Annotated in this window: 17 protein-coding genes; 2 read left to right on the top strand and 15 right to left on the bottom strand. The window is 69.4% G+C overall.

Features of this window, described 5'->3' with window-relative positions; translation table 11 throughout:
* Positions 1-312 precede the first annotated feature (312 nt).
* On the top strand, positions 313-1245 hold the full coding sequence (locus tag CJ022_RS07180; protein ID WP_101925967.1) for an aspartate carbamoyltransferase catalytic subunit: 933 nt from the start codon (positions 313-315) through the stop codon (positions 1243-1245).
* Between the two features lie 60 nt (positions 1246-1305).
* Complete coding sequence (locus CJ022_RS07175; RefSeq protein ID WP_101925966.1) at positions 1306-2691, top strand: amino acid permease; 1386 nt, start codon at positions 1306-1308, stop codon at positions 2689-2691.
* A gap of 12 nt (positions 2692-2703) precedes the next feature.
* Here CJ022_RS07175 and CJ022_RS07170 read toward each other — a convergent pair whose 3' ends face one another.
* From CJ022_RS07170 to CJ022_RS07100, 15 genes are all read right to left on the bottom strand, one after another.
* Positions 2704-3534, bottom strand: coding sequence for a carboxylesterase family protein (locus CJ022_RS07170; protein ID WP_101925965.1), 831 nt, complete (start codon positions 3532-3534; stop codon positions 2704-2706).
* A gap of 28 nt (positions 3535-3562) precedes the next feature.
* Positions 3563-4183: a DUF1294 domain-containing protein gene (locus tag CJ022_RS07165; protein ID WP_101925964.1), complete on the bottom strand. Its 621-nt coding sequence runs from the start codon at positions 4181-4183 to the stop codon at positions 3563-3565.
* A 13-nt stretch (positions 4184-4196) separates the two neighbouring features.
* The gene (mgtE, locus tag CJ022_RS07160) at positions 4197-5558 is read right to left on the bottom strand and encodes a magnesium transporter (protein ID WP_101925963.1); all 1362 of its coding nucleotides are present in this window, start codon (positions 5556-5558) and stop codon (positions 4197-4199) included.
* A 219-nt stretch (positions 5559-5777) separates the two neighbouring features.
* Positions 5778-7511 (bottom strand): phosphoenolpyruvate--protein phosphotransferase, encoded by a 1734-nt coding sequence (gene ptsP / locus CJ022_RS07155; RefSeq protein ID WP_101925962.1) that lies wholly within the window; start codon positions 7509-7511, stop codon positions 5778-5780.
* Entirely contained in the window at positions 7511-7780 is a 270-nt protein-coding gene (locus CJ022_RS07150; RefSeq protein WP_101925961.1) for an HPr family phosphocarrier protein, read from the bottom strand. Before CJ022_RS07150 ends, ptsP begins: the two co-directional genes overlap by 1 nt.
* A gap of 49 nt (positions 7781-7829) precedes the next feature.
* Complete coding sequence (locus CJ022_RS07145; protein ID WP_101925960.1) at positions 7830-8222, bottom strand: PTS sugar transporter subunit IIA; 393 nt, start codon at positions 8220-8222, stop codon at positions 7830-7832.
* A 121-nt stretch (positions 8223-8343) separates the two neighbouring features.
* Positions 8344-9231 carry an RNase adapter RapZ gene (gene rapZ / locus CJ022_RS07140; protein WP_101925959.1) on the bottom strand — a complete coding sequence of 296 codons (888 nt, stop codon included), beginning with the start codon at positions 9229-9231 and terminating at the stop codon, positions 8344-8346.
* A complete protein-coding gene (gene hprK / locus CJ022_RS07135; RefSeq protein ID WP_101925958.1) occupies positions 9228-10181 on the bottom strand; it encodes an HPr(Ser) kinase/phosphatase in 954 nt (317 codons plus the stop codon). The genes rapZ and hprK overlap by 4 nt, the downstream gene beginning before the upstream one ends.
* Positions 10182-10184: 3 nt before the next feature.
* Positions 10185-10658: a PTS sugar transporter subunit IIA gene (locus CJ022_RS07130; protein WP_101925957.1), complete on the bottom strand. Its 474-nt coding sequence runs from the start codon at positions 10656-10658 to the stop codon at positions 10185-10187.
* A 41-nt stretch (positions 10659-10699) separates the two neighbouring features.
* Positions 10700-11026, bottom strand: coding sequence for a ribosome hibernation-promoting factor, HPF/YfiA family (hpf, locus tag CJ022_RS07125; protein WP_101925956.1), 327 nt, complete (start codon positions 11024-11026; stop codon positions 10700-10702).
* Positions 11027-11159: 133 nt separating this feature from the next.
* Entirely contained in the window at positions 11160-12611 is a 1452-nt protein-coding gene (locus CJ022_RS07120; protein WP_101925955.1) for an RNA polymerase factor sigma-54, read from the bottom strand.
* A gap of 35 nt (positions 12612-12646) precedes the next feature.
* A complete protein-coding gene (gene lptB / locus CJ022_RS07115; protein WP_101925954.1) occupies positions 12647-13366 on the bottom strand; it encodes an LPS export ABC transporter ATP-binding protein in 720 nt (239 codons plus the stop codon).
* Positions 13366-13893, bottom strand: coding sequence for a lipopolysaccharide transport periplasmic protein LptA (gene lptA, locus CJ022_RS07110; protein WP_101925953.1), 528 nt, complete (start codon positions 13891-13893; stop codon positions 13366-13368). Before lptA ends, lptB begins: the two co-directional genes overlap by 1 nt.
* On the bottom strand, positions 13874-14434 hold the full coding sequence (gene lptC, locus CJ022_RS07105; protein WP_158238370.1) for an LPS export ABC transporter periplasmic protein LptC: 561 nt from the start codon (positions 14432-14434) through the stop codon (positions 13874-13876). Before lptC ends, lptA begins: the two co-directional genes overlap by 20 nt.
* On the bottom strand, positions 14431-14976 hold the full coding sequence (locus CJ022_RS07100) for a KdsC family phosphatase (protein WP_101925951.1): 546 nt from the start codon (positions 14974-14976) through the stop codon (positions 14431-14433). Before CJ022_RS07100 ends, lptC begins: the two co-directional genes overlap by 4 nt.
* Positions 14977-15032 lie beyond the last annotated feature (56 nt).

The raw sequence follows: 15032 nt of genomic DNA, 5'->3' as shown, positions 1-15032 counted from the left end.
GGCATCGGGGCGAGCGATCGAACGCCAGTGCAGCAGAGCACCTGATCCAACAGAACGGAGATCGCCACGCCAGGCGAGCGCCGCACCTTGCCCGCGGTATGCCCCCAACCCACGCCTTGCTACGACGAGAGACTCACGACGCACGGTAGCCCCGAGCACCGACCGTCGCCTCGAAACGATCTGCGTCATATGACGCATTAGGTTCGCCGTTGAGGCGCGACATCGCGGTGCACTCGAAGTCGTGACCGGCTCGTGCTCGCTCCTGGTCCACGAAAGCAGGACAATGTCGCGATCTCCAGACCTAGCCACCACATGATTCCGCCCTTCGATTCCGACAGTTCCCTGCGTCACCTGCTCACACTCGAGGGACTGCCGCAGCGACAGCTGGTGGCGTTGCTGGAGCTGGCACAGGCCATGCGTGACGGCGATGCGTCTTCTGCACGCCTAGCGGGAACCGCCGTCTGCACCCTCTTCTTCGAACCGTCGACGCGGACGCGCCTGAGTTTCCAGCGCGCCGTGCAGCGTCTCGGCGGCGATGTCCTGAGTTTCGATGCGTCGACCTCGTCGACGACCAAGGGCGAAACCGCGATCGATACCCTGAAGAACATCGAAGCCATGGGCGTTCGCGGCTTTGTGGTGCGTCATGCCGAGGACGGCGCCGTCGCGAAGCTTGCCGCGGTCGCGGCGCCCGGAACCGCGCTGATCAACGCCGGCGACGGCCGCAGTGCGCACCCCACCCAAGGACTGCTCGACATGCTGACCCTGCGCCAGGCCAAGGGCACCGATTTCTCCGCGCTCAAGATCGCGATCGTCGGCGACGTGCGGCATTCGCGCGTCGCGCGCAGCGATCTGCATGCCTTGCGCACGCTGGGCGCCGGCGAGATCCGCGTCTGCGGCCCAGCGGCCTTGCTGCCGGATGACACCACCCTGACCGGATGCGTCGTCACGCATGACCTGGATGCGGCGCTCGAGGGCGTCGATGCCGTGATGATGTTGCGGCTGCAGCGCGAACGCATGGAAGAGGGCCTGATCGCGTCCCTCGAGGACTATCACCGCGACTTCGGACTCACCACGCATCGGCTGCGCCGGGCCGCAGGCGATGCGGTCGTTCTGCATCCCGGGCCGATGAATCGCGGCATCGAGATCGTCGACGACGTGGCGGACGGTCCGCAGTCGCTGATCCTGCAGCAGGTCGCCAACGGCGTCGCGGTGCGGATGGCCGTGCTAGAAACGCTGCTGGCCTGACGTCCACGACCACGCGCATCCGCGTATCGTGCCTCTCCTCTCGTTGCTGAGCCTTCGCGCATGACGCCTTCCGATTCCCGTTCCGCCGCGGCCGGGCCTGCACGGTCCGACGGTGCGTTGACGCATGCGCTGAAGCCGCGGCAGCTGGTCATGATGGGCCTGGGCAGCGCGATCGGCGCGGGCCTGTTTCTGGGGTCGGGCGTGGGTGTGCAGGCCGCCGGGCCCGCGGTCCTGATCTCGTATCTGGTGGCCGGCGCGCTGGTCATCGTGGTGATGCACGCGCTGGGCGAAATGGCGGCCGCCAAGCCGGCGAGCGGTGCGTTCTCGGTCTATGCCGAGGATGCGATGGGTCCGACCGCGGGCGCGACGGTCGGTTGGCTCTGGTGGCTGCAGGTGGTGGTCGTCATCGCGGCCGAAGCCGTGGGCGCTGCCGGTCTGCTGGCGAGTCTCTGGCCCTCGCTGTCGGTCCCGGGCCTGTCGCTGGGCTTCATGATCGCGTTCACCGCGATCAATCTGCTCGGCGTGCGCAATTTCGGCGAGTTCGAGTTCTGGTTCGCGATCCTCAAGGTGCTCGCGATCCTTGGTTTCATCGGCATCGGCGCGGCGCTGCTGTCCGGCTGGCTGCCGCAGGTCGCGTCGCCGGGCGTGTCGAACGTGTTCGGCGACGACGGCTTCGCCCCGCGCGGAATCGCCGGCATCGGCGCGGCCCTGCTGGTGGTGGTCTTCGCGTTCGGCGGGACCGAGATCGTCGCCGTGGCCGCTGCGGAAACCGACGATCCTTCGCGCAGCATCGCGCGCGCGATCCGGACCGTCGCATGGCGCATCCTCGTGTTCTACATCGGATCGATCGCCGTCATCGTCGCGGTGGTGCCGTGGGACAGCACGGCGCTGTCGTCGCCGTTCGCGGCGGTGCTGGAGGTCGCGCGCATCCCGGGCGCGGCGACGGCGATCACGCTGGTCGCGGTGATCGCGTTGCTGTCGGCGCTCAACGCGAATCTCTATGGCGCGTCGCGGATGATCTGGTCGCTGGCGCGCCGCGGCGAAGCGCCCGCGTTGCTGGGGCGCAGTGATCGACGCAACGTGCCGGTCGTCGCGGTGCTGGCCAGCGTGTCGTTCGGCTTTCTGGCGACCGCGCTGGAGCTGCGTTTTCCGGGCCGCGTATTGCCGATGATGCTCAACGTCGTCGGCGCGACCTGCCTGCTGGTCTGGACGATGGCGCTGGTGTCACAGCTGATCCTGCGCCGCCGCGCGGACCGTGCGGGGACGCCGTTGCCATTCCGCATGCGCGCGTTCCCGGTCCCGACGCTGTGCGCGCTCGGCGTGCTCGCGGTGATCTTCACGATGCTGATCGCCACGCCCGACACGCGGATGCAGTTCCTGTCGATGGCGGCCCTGACGGGCGGGATCGCGGGGCTCAGTGCGATCGCGCGCCGCATGCGCGCCTGACGGTGCGTTGACTCATCGCCGCTGCGCGAACAGCCACGGCCACAACGCCTCGGTCGCGTACGCGGGATCCCAGCTGTTGTGGTTGGCGTCCGGGAACTCCGTATAGCGCGTCGTCGCGCCGGCACGCTGCAGTGCCGCGACCATGCGCCGCGACTGTTCGGGCGGGACCAGATCATCGCGCGCGCCGTGGAACACCCAGCTGGGAATGTTGCGCAGGCGCTGGGCGGCCTCGGCGAAGGGATCGGCCGCGTCCTGTACGGATTCGACCCGCAGATCGCCGAGATCGTCGCGCGTTCCCGGCGGCGTGATGCCGCCACACACCGGCACGAGAGCGGCGAACCGTTCCGGCGCACGCAGGGCCAGCGACCACGTGCCGTAGCCGCCGCGCGACATGCCGGTGAGCGTCGTCCGTCGGACATCACCCCCGAATTCGAGGCTCGCGGCGTCGAGCGCGGCGAGCGCCATCGTCGCCACGTCGCCTTCCCAGGAAGCGCCTTCGGGCGATTGCGGGAAAACCGCGAGCGCGGGAAACGTCGCCGCATGCACGTGGAGATACGGGCCCAGACCGGACTGCGTCTGCCGCTCGCCATCGTCACCGCGCTCGCCCGAGCCGTGCAGGAACAGCACCACCGGCAAGGGACGTGGGTGCGCCGCGGCGGGCACGAAGACCTGGTAGGCGTCGTCGCGGCCGCCGGAGCGGATCACGCGACGCACGAACGCGCCGGGTGCGCCGGCGACCGGCATCGCGCTGCAGCCCGCGAGCCATGCGGCGCTGCCGACGCCGAGCAAGGCGAGGCGTTGCAGGGCGTGCCGACGGGGCAACGAAATCGAAGGTGAAGCCATGCGGAATTCTCCCGGGGCGGCGTCGCCGTCAGGCGGCGAGCCAGAGTACGAGGGCGAGCAGGTGCAGCGTCGTCATCGCCCAGTAGCCGATACGGTAGCTGCGCTTGTTGGTCTTGTGGCGGAACCGGCGCTGCGCCCACCACGCGGCCGGCCAGCCGCCGAGCAGTTCGCACAGGTGCAGCTGCGTTTCCGGCACGCGACGCTGGCCGGACTGGGCCGCGCGCTTGTCGAACGCGTACAGGCCGAAGGTCACGAGATTGAGTGTCAGCAGACCGGGTAACACCGCAATCGCCGCCCGATCGGTGTGGACCGCCCACCACCAGGCCGCGGCCCACGACGCGATCAGCACTGTCATCGGCCAGAACGCCGCGCGTTTCGCCGTCGAAGCCGGATGTCGACGTCCACTTCGGCGCGTGGCGGCCGGGACGGTGCGTACGACATTGCCGGCGCGCCAACGGCCATCGGCCTGCCGGGCGGGCGTGTAACGCACCAGCTCGCCGATCTCCGGTCGGCGGCCCGCCTGCGTGTAATCGCGCACATGGAAGAACAGGCGCTCGGGGCCGTCGCCGGCGTCGAGCGGCACCACGAAGCCGTAACCGCGGTCGTCGTTCCAGCTGGCGACCTTGCCGAGTTGCGACGGGGCAGGCATCGCCGGTCCGGCCTCAGCGCAGCATGATGGCCGTGGCGAGGCCGAGGAAGCTGAAGAACCCCATGATGTCGGTCACCGCGGTCACGACGACGGTGCCCGCGACGGCGGGATCCACGCGCATGCGCTTGAGCAGCAGCGGCAGCAGCACGCCCGCGGTCGCCGCGGAACAGAAATTGATCACCAGCGCGGTGAAGATCACCAGCGACAGCACCCAGTCGCCGAACCACACCAGCGCGACCAGGCCGACCAGTGCACCGATCAGCAGGCCGTTGATCAGCGCGACGCGCAGTTCCTTCCACAGCAGGATGCGCGCATTGCTGGCGCCGACCTGGCCGAGCGCGATGCCGCGCACCATCAACGTCAACACCTGCACCGCGGCGTTGCCGCCGATGCCGGCGACGATCGGCATCAACACCGCCAGCGCGACGACCTGTTCGATCGTGGCCTCGAAGCGGCCGATGACGAACGCCGCCATGAAGGCCGTCAGCAGGTTGATGCCGAGCCACACCACACGGCCGCGCACGGCGCGCCTGATCGGCGAGAACAGGTCCTCGTCCTCGTCGAGGCCGGCGGCGCCGAGCGCCTGGTGCTCGGCCTGCTCGCGGATGATGTCGACGACGTCGTCGACGGTGATGCGGCCGAGCAGCACGTTGCCGTCGTCGACGACCGGCGCGGACACCCAGTCGTTGTCGGAGAAAAGGCGCGCGACCTCCTCGGCGGACTCGTCGACGTGGATCGAATCGAGTTCGTCGTCGATGAGCTTGTTGATCGGCGTCCCCGGATCGCGCGTGACCAGATCCTGCAGCGCGACCCAGCCGATCAGCTGGTGGCGCCGGTTGACGACGTAGAGGTGGTCGGTGTGGTCGGGCAGTTCGCCGCGCAGGCGCAGGAAGCGCAGCACGACGTCGACGGTGGTATCGGCCCGCACCGTCACGACGTCCGGATTCATCAGGCGGCCGGCGGTGTCTTCCGGATACGACAGCACCTGCTCGAGGCGTTCCCGGTTCTCGCGGTCCATCGAGCGCAGCAGCTCGTCGATCACCGCGCCGGGCAGGTCTTCGACGAGATCGGCCAGATCGTCGATGTCGAGATCCTCGACCGCCGCGACCAGCTCGTCGGGATCCATGTCCGCGATCAGACTCTCGCGGACCTCGTCGCCGACGTGGACCAACACCTCGCCATCGTCCTCGGCGTCGACCAGGCCCCAGACGACGATGCGCTTGTCGTGCGGCAGGGACTCGAGGAGGTTGCCGATCTCCGCCGGCGCCAGCGTGTTGACGAGACGGCGGACCGGACCCAGGCGCCCGCTGTCGAGCGCGTCGGAGAGCAGACGCAGCTGACGCGCGGTCTTGTCGTGGCGGACGGCTTCGGCCATGGAATGCTTCCGTTGCGCGTCGCGACGAATCCGCGCGACTGCGGGTGATCAGCGTGGGGCGTTCATGCGCGCATTATCCGCGCTCGTCCGCGATCTGCCCACCCCGCCGGGCGCCTGCGTTCGCGCCGCTGCACGAGTGCCGTGGTGCGCCCGAGTCGACGCGTCGGCGGTCGAGGGGACGTGCGCAGCGTGCCGCGGTGCGTGCGGACGCGACCGTGATCAGGCGGGCACGTGCAGCGGTTGCGCCGCCTCGAGCCAGCGCAGGATGCCCGCACGGTCTCGGGCGCGCAGCAGCGCCGGTGCGCGGGCGCGCAGCGCGCCGAGATCGAGGCCGCGGATCGCCCGGCGGACCTCGAGCAGCGTGGCCGGGTGCAGGCTCAGTTCCTCGAGGCCCAACGCGAGCAGCAGCGGCGCGAACCGTGCGTCGCCGGCGATCTCGCCGCAGACCGACACCGGGATGGCGCGCGCACGTGCGGTGCGCACGACGTTGTGCAGCAGCCGCAGCAGCGCCGGATGCAGCGGCGTGTACAGCTCGCCGAGGGCATCGTTGTTGCGGTCGGCCGCGAGCAGGTACTGGACCAGGTCGTTGGTGCCGATCGACAGGAAGTCGAGATCGCGCACGAAGGTCGACAGCGCCAGCGCCGCGGAGGGCACTTCGATCATCGCGCCGAGCGGCAGCTTGCCCGCCGTCGCATGCCCCTCCGCACGGACGTCGGCATGCACGCGCGCGAGCATCCGCTTGACCGCGATGATCTCCTCGCGGCCGCTGATCATGGGCACCAGCACGCGGACCGGACCGTAGCCCGACGCGCGCACGATCGCGCGCAGCTGGGTCTCCAGCAAGCCGTCGCGCGCCATCGACAGGCGCACGCCACGCAAGCCGAGCGCCGGATTCGGTTCGTCGCGCAGCGCCAGGCCGGTGCTGTCGGCCTTGTCGGCGCCGATGTCGAGCGTGCGGATCGTGACGCTGCGGCCGGTCATGCCGAGCACGACGTCGCGGTAGGCGCGGAACTGCTCCTCCTCGTCCGGAATGCGGTCGCGCTGCAGGAACAGGAATTCGGTGCGGTACAGGCCGATGCCCGCCGCGCCGAGCGCGTGCGACTCGGCCACGTCCTCGCGCGATTCCGCATTGGCGAAGAGCTTGATGTCGATGCCGTCGATCGACTTGCTGGGTTCGCGGCGCAGGCGGTTGAGCTGCTTGCGCTCGCGCTTCTCCTCGCGCAGGCGGCCACGATAGGCGCGCAGGTCGTCGGCGTTCGGCTCGATGACGATGTCGCCGGTGGTGCCGTCGATGACCAGGACGTCGCCGTCGTTGACCTGCTGCATCAGCTGCGGCGCGTTGACGATCAGCGGCAGGTGCAGGCTGCGCGCGAGGATGGCCGAATGCGACAGCGTGCTGCCCGTCGAGGTCACGATGCCGAGCACGCCCTGCGCCTGCAGGCGTCCGATCTCCGACGGCGCAACGGCGTCGGTGACCAGGATCTCGCCGGCGACGCCCTGCAGCTCGGCCTCGTGCGCATGCAGCGCGGCATGGACGCGGCCGATGACGTGGTCGATGTCCTCGATGCGGCTGCGGAAATACGCGTCCTCCATGCCTTCGAAGACCGCGGCGATCCGGTCGCGTTGCAGCCGCAGGGCATAGTCGGCGCCGTACAGGCCCTTGCCGACCAGCTCGTCGAGCCCCTGCAGCAGTTCGGGGTCGTCGAGCAGCAGGGTGTGCAGGTCGAGGAACTCGCCGACCTCGTGCGCCAGCGCGCCATGCAGCTGCGTGCGCATGCCGCGGATTTCGGTGCGGACCTGGTCGATCGCGGCGTGGAGGCGCGCGAGCTCGTCCGGAACCTCCGCGGCGGTGATGCGGATTTCGGCGACCTCTAGCGCATGCGGCTCGCGGACCCGGGCGCGACCGAGTGCGTTGCCGCGCGCGGCCCCGTTGCCGTGCAGGGCCTGGCGCATCAGCTCTCCTCGTCGAACCTGCGCTCGAACAGGGCCGCGGCGGCGTCGGCGGCCTCGGCTTCGTCCTCGCCGTCGACGCGCAGGACGACCTGGGTACCGTGACCGGCGGCCAGCAGCATGACGCCCATGATGCTCTTGGCGTTGACCTCGCGGCCCTTGGCGATCAGGGTCGCGTTGCTGCGGAAACCCGACAGCACCTGGACCAGCTTCGCCGTCGCGCGCGCATGCAGGCCGAGCTTGTTGGCGACGAGCAATTCGCGTTCGATCATGTCAGCCAGTCCTTGGAACAGCGTCGGGGGACGCAAAGGGGTGGTGCACTCAGGCGTCGTCGAGCAGGACACCGTTGCGGGCACCCGCCGCGGCGGTGGCCGGCAGGTCGCCGAGCGCGAGTTCAGGATAATTCATAACCCGCAGCAGCATGGGCAGACTCAGGGCGGACACGCGTCGTGCCGGAGTGCCGAGGCGCGCGAGATCCGACGCCAGGTTGCTGGGCGTGGCGCCGTAGAGATCGGTGAGGATCAGCACGCCATCGCCGCCGTCGACCTTGCGCAGCATCGCGCTGGCCTGGGGCAGCAGGGCATCGGGATCGCCATCGAAGGGCACTTCGAACGCCTCGGTCCGCAACGGCAGCTGGGTCATCAGACGGGTCGCGACGGCGAGCATCGCGGACCCGATTCCTTCGTGTGTGATCAGTAGTACGCCGACGGCCATGCGTGGACGTTAACAGAGCCGGGGGAGCGCCCGGAAGCATTGACAGCGCGACGCTGCATCCCCCGCGGCTCGGGCGTGGAGCCGGTCGCGGCTCCGCATCGCGCCGTGCACCGCGACCGGTTCAGTCGAGCTCGCGATGGTAGGTCGCGACGTCACGCCAGCCGTTCTCGCGCGCGCGCCGCGCCATCAGTTCCGCCAGGTAGACCGATCGATGGCGACCGCCGCTGCAGCCGAAGGCGACGGTGACATAGCTGCGCGTGCCGGTGCTCAGGCGCGGCAGCCAGTTGTCGAGGAACGCGCCGACCTGGTCCGCGTACTGGCCCACATCGTCCTGCGCTTCGAAATAGGTGCGCACGTCGGCGTCGCGCCCGGACAGCGGGCGCAGCCTCGGGTCCCAGTGCGGGTTCGGCAGGGCGCGCGCGTCGAACACGAAGTCGGCATCGGCCGGCACGCCGCGCCGGTAGGCGAAGGATTCGAACAGCAGCGACACCGACCCGTCGAGATTGAGTTCCAGCTCGGTGACGACCCGGCGACGCAGTTGATGGACGTTGAGGTCGCTGGTGTCGATGACCACGTCGGCTAGCGCACGCAGCGGTCGCAGCAGCTGCCGTTCCAAGGTGATGGCATCGGCCAGCGACAGACCGAAGCGGCTCAGCGGATGGCGCCGACGGGTGTCGGCGAAGCGCCGCAGCAGCACCTCGTCGCCGGTCTCGAAGAAGACCAGGCGCGGGTCCAGCCCGAGGCTGCCGACCTGGGCCAGCCAGCCGGGCACGTTGGCCAGGTCGTTGTGGCGGTTGCGCACGTCGATGCCGACGGCCAGGCGGCGCGGTGGATCGTCGGCGCGGGTGACGTTGCGGACGAAATCGGCCAGCAGTTCCGCCGGCAGGTTGTCGACGCAGTAGAAGTCGAGATCCTCGAACGTCCGCAGCGCGACCGATTTGCCGCTGCCCGACAGGCCGCTGACGACGTAGAAGGACGGCGGCGGTGTGTCGGGACGCGGCGTACTCACGGCGCGCCGCGCTCGAGGAATTGCGAATGACGCGCGAGGAATGCCGCCGCCGGATCCAGCCCCTTGGTGCGCAGGATGTGCGTGCGCGCAGCGGCTTCCGCCAGTACCGCGAGGTTGCGGCCGGGCGCGACGGGCAGGGTGATCAGCGGCACGTCGAGATCGAGCACCCGGCGCAGGCCGAGATCGCCGGTCAGCCGGATCATGCCGTCGCCATCGGCCGGCATCTCGTTGGGGCGGCTGAGGTGGATGATCAGGCGCAGGTACTTGTTCCGCTTCACCGCGGTGTCGCCGAACATCTCGCGGATGTTGAGCACGCCGAGGCCGCGCAGTTCCAGCAGGTCCTGCAGCAGCTCGGGGCAGGCGCCGTCGAGCACATCGGGCGCGATCTGGGTGAATTCCGGCGCGTCGTCGGCGACCAGACGATGGCCGCGGGTGATCAGCTCCAGCGCCAGTTCGCTCTTGCCCGAGCCCGACTCGCCGGTGATCAGCACGCCGATCGAATACACCTCCATGAAGACGCCATGCAGGGTGATCCGCGGTGCCAACACCCGCGCGAGGTGGTACTGCACGAGGTTGAGCAGTTCGTGACCGCGATTGGGCGAGGTCCACAGCGGGGTGTGCGATTCCTCGGCCGCCTCGCGCAGGTCTTCGGGGCAGGGCTGGTCCTTGCTGATGACGAGTGCCAGCGGGCGGTACTGGATCATCCGCTCGATGGTTTCCCAGCGCAGGCGCGAATCCAGACCGTCGAGCCACGACAGTTCCTCGGTGCCGAGGATCTGGACCTTGTTCGGATAGATGATGTTGAGATAGCCGGCCAGCGACGGGCGGCGCGCGATCGTCTCGACCGCTTCCAGCACGCGATGCGCGCCCTGCTGGCCTGCGATCCAGCGCAGGCCGAGGCGGTCCTGCAGCTGGTTGAAGAGTTCCTGGGCGTGGATGCTCGCGTTCATCGCTCAGCCCGCCGCAGGCACGCGGGGCTGCACGCCGTCGAGCAGGAGGCTGCGCAGGCGCGGCAGGTCCGCGGCGTCGCGCAGCGCTTCGCGGAACTCCGTATCCGAGAAGCGCTCCACCAGGCTCGCCAGGTAATCGAGATGCTGTTCGACCTGGTGGTCCGGGACGCACATGGCGAACACCAGATCGACCGGTTCGCCGTCGCCGGCGCCGAAGTCGATCGGATGCGACAGGCGCAGGAACGCCGCGCGGGGTTCACGGAACGCGGTGCTGCGGGCATGCGGGATGGCGACGCCACGACCGATGCCGGTGCTGCCCAGCTGCTCGCGGTCGCGCAGCGCCTGTGCGAGCAACGGGGTCGTGGACGGGGAATTGCCGGCGAGGAGTCGTGCTGCGGTATCCAGCACGACGTCCCGGGAACCGGGAGCCACCAGCATGACAATGCGGTCGGCCGCAAGCAGATCGGGAAATGGCATGCCGCGGTGGCCCCGGGGGCGAATTCGAGCGGAGCAGCAGCCTAGCCGAAACTGCCGTCGCGTGCAGGGCTCTCGCCACGATGATGGTCGACGGTCTTCTTGCGATGCTTGAGCACCAGCCGGTCGAGCTTGTCGGCGAGCAGGTCGATGGCGGCATACATGTCGACCGCGCTGGCATCGGCGTGCAGGGTCTTGCCGGCGATCGCGACGGTGGCCTCGGCCTTGTGGTTGGGCTTGTCGAGGCTGAGCTGGGTGCGGACGTCGAGCGGCCGCTCGAAGTGACGCGCGAGTCGCTGCAGCTTGGTTTCCACGTAATCGCGCAGCGCGGGCGTCACCTCGATCTGGTGGCCATGGGTTTCGACATGCATCGGCAACCTCCTTCTACGATGTGGGAAGGACCGCCAACGATCGCGGGCGATCCAGGACAGAGTAGCGCAGGCGGGGTGCCGCGCAAGCGGCGCTTCGTCGCGCTCTCCATGGACACCGTATGCCGCCAAGAGTTCAGGCGATGCGAACGCGCTCGTGCGACGACGCGATGTGGATCGCTTCGCGGTACTTGGCCACCGTGCGGCGTGCGACCGGCACGCCGGAGGCCTTCAGCAGCTCGGCCAAACGCGCATCCGACAAGGGTTTGCGCGGATCTTCGGCATCGACCAGGGTGCGGATCATCTGCTGGATCGCGGTGCTCGAGGCTTCCCCGCCGCCTTCGGTGCCGACGCCGGAGTCGAAGAAGGCCTTCAGCGACAGCGTGCCGCGCGGCGTGTGCACGTACTTGCGCGCGACCGCGCGCGACACCGTGGACTCGTGCATGCCGATTTCCTCGGCGACTTCGCGCAGCGTCAGCGGTCTCAGCGCGCGTGCGCCGAATTCCAGGAAACCGGATTGCTGGCGCGCGAGACAACGCACCACCTTCAGCAGGGTTTCGCCGCGCGCTTCCAGGTTTTTCAGCAGCCAGCGCGCCTCCTGCAGGCGTCCGCGCAGGTAACCGGCATCGGTCGCACCCGCGTGCTGGATCATCTGCTCGTAACCACGGTGCACGGTCAGCCGCGGCATGTGGCTCCCCGCGAGCGTCACCCGCCACAGGCCGTTGTGTCGGGTGATGACGCAGTCGGGCGTCACGTAATTGTCGTGCGGAATGTGGCCGACCTGCGCGCCGGGCTTGGGATCGAGCGTGCGCAGCAGGTGCAGCGCCGTTCCCGCGTCCTCGAGGCTGCAGCCCAGCACGTCGGCGAGGCCCTTGGTGCCGAGCCGTGGGAGGCGTTCGATGCATTCGTGCACCGTGCGTACGGCCAGCGCCTTGCCGGGGGTGTCGTCGGACAGCAGGCGCAACTGCAGCGCCAGGCATTCGCCGAGGTCGCGCGCCCCCACGCCGGGCGGGTCGAAGCGCTGGATCCGGCACAGCACGGTCGCGATTTCCGCCGCGCTGCAGCGGGTTTCGGGCAGCAGCGCGGTGGCGATTTCGTCGAGCGGTTCGCGCAGGTAGCCGTCGTCGTCGATGGCATCGATCAGCGCCGCGCCGATGTTGCGGTCCCGGGGCGACATGGGGCTGAGATGCAGCTGCCAGGACAGATGGTCCTGCAGCGTTTCGGACTGGATCATGCGATCGGCGGGATCGCCATCGCCGTCCTGGTCGCCGCCACCGCCGCCGCCCTGTCCGGCGCGGTCGTACCAGGTGTCGTCGGCCGGGTCCCAGCCTTGCGTGTCGCCGTCGACCACCGGCGCTTCGTCGCTAGCGCTGCGTTCGTCGCGACGTTCGTCGGACGTGCGCTCGCTAGTGGCGCTGACCGTAATCGGTTCGGGTTCTTCCCAGTCCAGCAGCGGGTTGCTTTCCACTGCCGCGGTGATTTCGGCCTCGAGTTCCACCGACGACAGCTGCAACAGATGCAGGGCCTGACGCAACTGCGGCGTCAGGACCAGATGTTGCCCCAGCGATGTCTGCAAACGCGGCTTCATGTTCCCGGAGCTCCATGCCCGAGTGGTCGCGCGGGTTACAGACGGAAGGATTCCCCCAGATAGACCCGGCGCACGTCGGGATTTGCCAGCAGCGCGTCCGGAGCCCCCTGCGCGAGCACACCACCGTCGCTGAGGATATACGCCCGGTCGCAAATGCCCAAGGTCTCGCGGACGTTGTGATCGGTGATCAGCACACCAATGCCGCGCTCCTTCAGGTGCGTGACGATGCGCTGGATCTCGCCGACCGAGATCGGGTCGACGCCGGCGAAAGGTTCGTCGAGCAGGATCATCCGCGGGTTGGCGGCAAGCGCGCGGGCGATCTCGACGCGCCGCCGTTCGCCGCCCGACAGGCTGGCGCCGGCCTGGTCGGCGACATGGCTGATCTGCAGCTCGTCCATCAGCTCCGACAGCTGCTTCAGACGGCCGGCCTTGTCGAGATCGTCGCGCAGCTCCAGCACCAGCATGATGTTGTCGGCGACGCTGAGCTTGCGGAATACCGACGGTTCCTGCGGCAGGTACCCGACACCGCGCTTGGCACGCGTGTACATGGGTTCGGCGGTGATGTCGTGGCCGTCGAGGACGATGCGCCCGGCATCCGCCGGCACCAGGCCGACGATCATGTAGAAGCAGGTCGTCTTGCCCGCGCCGTTCGGGCCGAGCAGGCCGACGACTTCGCCGGCTTCGAGCGTCAGCCCGAATTCCTTGACGACCTCGCGCTGCTTGTAGCGCTTGCGCAGACCCTCGGCGACCAGCATCAGCCGCCGCCCTGCGCCGCGCCCGCGGCCGGTTGCCGGTTGCGCGGTTCGAACTGCATGCGCACGCGACCCTGGCCTTCGCCGCCGCCCTGGACCTGGCCGGTGGACATGTTGTAGACGATGCGCTGGCCTTCCATCTTGCCGCGGCCCGGCTGGTTGACGACCGCGTTGCCGGTCAGCACCACGGTGTCGGTGGGCAGGTTGTAATCGGCCTGCGCGGCGGTCGCATCGACCCAGCCGCCGTCGTCCATCTGCTGACGCATCCGCACCGGCGAGCCGGTCAGGATGGTGCGCTGGATCTCGCCGTTGCTGCGGCGGACATCGACGCGCGCCGACTTGATCTCCAGCGTGCCCTGCCGGATCTCGACGCTGCCGGTGAAGATGCACGGCGCGCGCTCGTCGGTCGAACAGTCGCTGCTGTCCGCATCGACGCCGAGGGTCTGGTTGCGGTCGGACGTCTTCGCAGTCGCGCCGACGGGCACGGCGATCGCGGCGATCAGCAGCAGGCTAGCGGGAAGTCGGGTCATTGCGGAGTTTCACCTGTGAGAGGAGCTCGATCCGTCCGGTCTCGAGGTCGGCGCGCATGCCGATGCCCTGCATTGTAGAGCCCCGCTGCAGCACGTTCACCAGGACGTCGGACGTCGCCTGGTTGCGCTGGGGGAACACGTTCAGTTCCTCGGTTTCCATCTTCGTCGGTCGGGAGCCGCCGGGCGGGCTGTCGGCGGTGACGTTGCCGCGCAGCCGTACCTCTTCGTTGTCGTCGGACACCCAGCCGGTCGCCGAGCGGATCTCCCAGCGCTCGCCGTTCTCGTCGGGCACCTGGAAGAACGGGGTGGTCAGCTCCAGGGTGCGTGCGCCGGGCGTCTGCTGCAGTTCGGGCGCCTGCAGCGCGAAGGCCTCGACGCCGGTGCTGTCGAGCGCGACGAGATCGAAATCCCGCAGCAGGTAATCGGTCCGCATCGGCGCGGTGCCGGTCGCATCGACATCGTCCTTCTGCCGCCACGCGGACCAGCCGGAGACCAGCGCGCCGATCAGTAGCACCAGCGTGAGCACGCCGCGCCAGCTCACGACACGCGTCCGTCGGCGTGGATCCGGTCCAGGCGGCCCTGGGCCTGCAGGATCAGATCGCAGAGCGCGCGTGCGGCGCCGCGACCGCCGCGCGCCTCGGCGCGCCAGTGGACCGCGTCGTCCACGCAGGCGTGGGCATCGGCCGGGGCGGCGGCCAGTCCGACCGCGCGCATGACGCGCACGTCGGGCAGGTCGTCGCCCATGAACGCGACCTCGTCGAGGCCGATGTCCAGCGCGTCGCACAGCGCCTCGACGCGCGCGAGCTTGTCGCCGACCGCCACGTGCGCTTCCACGTCGAGCTCGGCCGCGCGCCGTTCGACGATGCCGCCCTTGCGGGCCGTGACCAGCGCCACGGCGATGCCCGACTTGCGCAGCAGCACCAGGCCCTGGCCGTCGTGGACGTGGAAGGTCTTGGTCTCGAGGCCGTCGGAATCGAACGCCAGCCGGCCGTCGGTGAGCGTGCCGTCGACGTCGAAGCACGCCAGGCGCACGCGGGCGGCGCGGGCGATCACATCGGCGGAGGGCGGGATGGCGCTGGGCATCGGGGATCGGATCTCGGCTTCGGACGAAAAGGGCGGCATGGCGCAGACCAGGCCGG

Origin of the sequence: Luteimonas rhizosphaerae (assembly GCF_002849595.1) — a bacterium.
Taxonomy (GTDB): domain Bacteria; phylum Pseudomonadota; class Gammaproteobacteria; order Xanthomonadales; family Xanthomonadaceae; genus Luteimonas; species Luteimonas cellulosilyticus.
The sequence above is the reverse complement of the archived record's forward strand: the minus strand, read 5'-3'. Positions and strand labels throughout refer to the sequence as shown.

What these genes read in the sequence shown, in the direction of transcription:
- lptA (WP_101925953.1), bottom strand. Translation starts at nt 13,893, where the DNA reads ATGACCCGACTTCCCGCTAGCCTGCTGCTGATCGCCGCGATCGCCGTG.
- ptsP (WP_101925962.1), bottom strand. Translation starts at nt 7,511, where the DNA reads ATGCGCCAGGCCCTGCACGGCAACGGGGCCGCGCGCGGCAACGCACTC.
- hpf (WP_101925956.1), bottom strand. Translation starts at nt 11,026, where the DNA reads ATGCATGTCGAAACCCATGGCCACCAGATCGAGGTGACGCCCGCGCTG.
- CJ022_RS07165 (WP_101925964.1), bottom strand. Translation starts at nt 4,183, where the DNA reads ATGCCTGCCCCGTCGCAACTCGGCAAGGTCGCCAGCTGGAACGACGAC.
- CJ022_RS07145 (WP_101925960.1), bottom strand. Translation starts at nt 8,222, where the DNA reads ATGGCCGTCGGCGTACTACTGATCACACACGAAGGAATCGGGTCCGCG.
- CJ022_RS07100 (WP_101925951.1), bottom strand. Translation starts at nt 14,976, where the DNA reads ATGCCCAGCGCCATCCCGCCCTCCGCCGATGTGATCGCCCGCGCCGCC.
- CJ022_RS07180 (WP_101925967.1), top strand. Translation starts at nt 313, where the DNA reads ATGATTCCGCCCTTCGATTCCGACAGTTCCCTGCGTCACCTGCTCACA.
- CJ022_RS07175 (WP_101925966.1), top strand. Translation starts at nt 1,306, where the DNA reads ATGACGCCTTCCGATTCCCGTTCCGCCGCGGCCGGGCCTGCACGGTCC.
- hprK (WP_101925958.1), bottom strand. Translation starts at nt 10,181, where the DNA reads ATGAACGCGAGCATCCACGCCCAGGAACTCTTCAACCAGCTGCAGGAC.
- CJ022_RS07170 (WP_101925965.1), bottom strand. Translation starts at nt 3,534, where the DNA reads ATGGCTTCACCTTCGATTTCGTTGCCCCGTCGGCACGCCCTGCAACGC.
- mgtE (WP_101925963.1), bottom strand. Translation starts at nt 5,558, where the DNA reads ATGGCCGAAGCCGTCCGCCACGACAAGACCGCGCGTCAGCTGCGTCTG.
- CJ022_RS07130 (WP_101925957.1), bottom strand. Translation starts at nt 10,658, where the DNA reads ATGCCATTTCCCGATCTGCTTGCGGCCGACCGCATTGTCATGCTGGTG.
- CJ022_RS07150 (WP_101925961.1), bottom strand. Translation starts at nt 7,780, where the DNA reads ATGATCGAACGCGAATTGCTCGTCGCCAACAAGCTCGGCCTGCATGCG.
- lptB (WP_101925954.1), bottom strand. Translation starts at nt 13,366, where the DNA reads ATGCTGGTCGCCGAGGGTCTGCGCAAGCGCTACAAGCAGCGCGAGGTC.
- CJ022_RS07120 (WP_101925955.1), bottom strand. Translation starts at nt 12,611, where the DNA reads ATGAAGCCGCGTTTGCAGACATCGCTGGGGCAACATCTGGTCCTGACG.